This is a genomic window from Thalassotalea sp. G20_0, from assembly GCF_017744175.1.
Taxonomy (GTDB): domain Bacteria; phylum Pseudomonadota; class Gammaproteobacteria; order Pseudomonadales; family Endozoicomonadaceae; genus Endozoicomonas.
On the sequence record NZ_JAGHQV010000232.1, the window covers coordinates 1 to 1,166 of the forward strand.

Annotated in this window: 3 protein-coding genes; all 3 read left to right on the plus strand. The window is 49.1% G+C overall.

The genetic code is table 11. From position 1 onward, the window contains the following. The first annotated feature begins 184 nt into the window (after window positions 1–184). Window positions 185–442 carry a hypothetical protein gene (locus tag J7438_RS25720; protein ID WP_209278883.1) on the plus strand — a complete coding sequence of 86 codons (258 nt, stop codon included), beginning with the start codon at window positions 185–187 and terminating at the stop codon, window positions 440–442. Between the two features lie 104 nt (window positions 443–546). Then, the gene (locus J7438_RS25725; RefSeq protein WP_209278884.1) at window positions 547–702 is read left to right on the plus strand and encodes a hypothetical protein; all 156 of its coding nucleotides are present in this window, start codon (window positions 547–549) and stop codon (window positions 700–702) included. Between the two features lie 137 nt (window positions 703–839). After that, window positions 840–1,166 (plus strand): transposase (locus J7438_RS25730; RefSeq protein WP_209278885.1); only part of this gene is annotated, 327 nt, incomplete at its 3' end.

The following is a 1,166-nucleotide window of genomic DNA, read 5'->3' on the forward strand; positions in this document are numbered from 1 at the left end:
GTGTGACAGGTTCTCAGACGTACTAACCAAAGAGAACCTTGGGAATTTTCAGCTACAGTATACAGGCGGAAGAGTCAGGGCCTTCCCGCCATTAAAGACTCTCAGTCTGTTTATGCACCAGGTGGCCAGTTAGAATAAGTCCTTCCGTAATACCCTGATCGCTGATACACGAGATCAGATAGCCATGGGACGTGAACCCAATAAAACCGGCAGCAGTAGCTACTGCAATGCAAGGCAGCGCCTCACGGAAGAGAGTCTCATGACACTCCTGACTCAATCCGGTAATAACCTCGGTAGTGCCAGCCTGGAGTCGTGGCTCTGGTTTAATCGCAGAGTCGTCATTGTCGATGGCTCGACGCTCTCCATGCCAGAGACAGCCGAGAATCAGAAAACGTACCCTCAATATGGTTCGCAAAAAAAGAGGTTGGAAATCCGCTCCTGAGAATAGAAGCTCTCACGGCAGTAGGCAGTGGTGCTCTACTGGCCTACGCGGTCGCTCCCTACAAAGGCAAACAAACTGGCGAAGTCACGCTATTCAGGCAACTGGTGGGACAGCTTAAAGCCGGTGACATCGTTCTGGGTGATACCATTTTTGAAAATTACTTTCTACTCGCGCTGCTCCAGATAGGCGACATTGATGCGGTCTGTGAGAAAAATAGAGCCCGACATGTAGACTTCAGGCAATGTGACCAGAAGCTGTAGAAGAAAGACGGGCTAATCCACCTGACCAAACCGGCACGCCCAGACTGGATGAGCCGTGAGTACTAGGAGGCTGTCCGAGAATAGCCTGATTAAGTATAATCAGGCATCTTCTGCCCACTTTGTTGTTGCTGAAACGGATGTCATCAATCAAATTCAAAGATAACCCTGCTGACTTTAACCAGCACCTGATGTTCCCCTCGAACATTTTCGACCTGCTGCCACCAGATCATGACTGCTTCATTTTTGAAGATATCTTCAAGCACATCGATACCTCTGAAGTGGAAAAGCAGTATCACCATCTTGGCCAGAATGCCTACCACCCACGACTGATCATATCGATTCTGATCTACGCATACAGTCATGGTGTTTTCAGCTCCAGGGAGATTGAACGACGCTCTAACCAGGACCTGGCTTTCATGTATATCGCCAAACAGAACTGCCCAAATTTCCGGGTGCTCAGTGAC

Excerpts from the sequence above, each read along its gene's own strand:
- J7438_RS25720 (WP_209278883.1), top strand. The coding sequence starts at position 185 with ATGGGACGTGAACCCAATAAAACCGGCAGCAGTAGCTACTGCAATGCA.